Below are 1,173 nucleotides of genomic sequence, written 5' to 3' on the forward strand. Positions count from 1 at the left end.
TCTCGAACGAGATGCCCGCGAAGGCGAGCGCCCAGATGACGACGAACATGACGATGCCGCCGTAGGGCTCGAGGGTGATGAGCAGAAACGGCGTGTAGGACCCGGCGATCAGCAGGTAGATGCAGCTGTGGTCGATGATGCGGAAGATCCGCTTGGCGCCGGGGACCTGGATGGCGTGGTAGAGCGTCGAGGCGAGGTACTCCAGGATGATCGAGACGCCGAAGACGATGGCGGAGGCGAGGTACGCCGGCTGCGCGCCGTCCAGGGCGGCCTTGACGATCAGCAGGACGAGCCCGGCGATGCCGAGCAGCACGCCGATACCGTGCGTGATGGAGTTGGCGATCTCCTCGCCCACCGTGTAATGCGGCGGCTCCTTGGGGGCGCGCCCGCGGTGCTCCGGGCGCGGGCGCTGCGGGCAGCAGCGGCGGCGCTTGGGGCACGACGCGCAGACGGAGCCGTCGATGGACGGGGCGGGTTCTTCAGACGGGGCGGTCCCGCTGGGGACCGGCGCGGCGACCGACGGCTCGCCGTCGGCGTCGCAGGCATGGGAAGGCTCGGGCTCGTGACTCGCGCCCGTGGTACTTCGGGATGTGGAACCGTCGCTTGATGCGGACATGTGCGTGAGCAATCCTCCAACAGTAGATTGCTCAAAACTATAGCAAAAACCGCCGTCCTGGACAGCCTCCGCGGTTATGACTCGGTTAATTCCGCATCAGGGGACGGCCCCTGCCCCCGGTGGCGAGCCGCTGGGGACGGGCGCATCCGACAGGGTCCGCGCCGATGGTAGGGCCCCTGACGGAGCCGTCCGCGATGGGAGGACCCGCCCTCCCGACGGCAGGACCGATCCCCGACGGCGCGCCCCCGGTGGCCCGCCCCCGGTGGCGAAAGGGCGCGCCGGGAACCCCGACGCGCCCTTCCCGAGCCCTCTGTCATCTGCGGTCCGCTACCGGTCCGCCCGGCGCCTGAGCCGGGTGCCCGCGGCGATGCCCGCCGCCCCGAGCGCGAGCAGCGCGCCGACGGCCGCCGACGGGTCACCGGTCGCCGGGAGGTCGCCCCGGCTGCCCGAGCCGCCGCCGGCATCGGCGGAGCCGTCCGCATCGCCGCCGCCCGCTCCCGCAGTCGTGAAGCGGGCCTCGAGCACGGTGTCGTCCGCGAGCGCCGCGCGGTGGACGG

At 72.2% G+C, this 1,173-nt stretch carries 2 protein-coding genes; both read right to left on the reverse strand.

Annotation, left to right across the window (positions count from 1 at the left end):
* Positions 1 to 616, reverse strand: a 616-nt coding sequence (gene trhA, locus INF29_RS14620; RefSeq protein WP_207728190.1) for a PAQR family membrane homeostasis protein TrhA, incomplete at its 3' end; no start/stop codon positions are given.
* Positions 617 to 943: 327 nt separating this feature from the next.
* A partial coding sequence (locus tag INF29_RS14380) for a hypothetical protein (protein ID WP_207728191.1) occupies positions 944 to 1,173 on the reverse strand: 230 nt, incomplete at its 5' end.

Source organism: Anaerotignum lactatifermentans, from assembly GCF_014982935.1.
GTDB lineage: Bacteria > Bacillota > Clostridia > Lachnospirales > Anaerotignaceae > Anaerotignum > Anaerotignum lactatifermentans.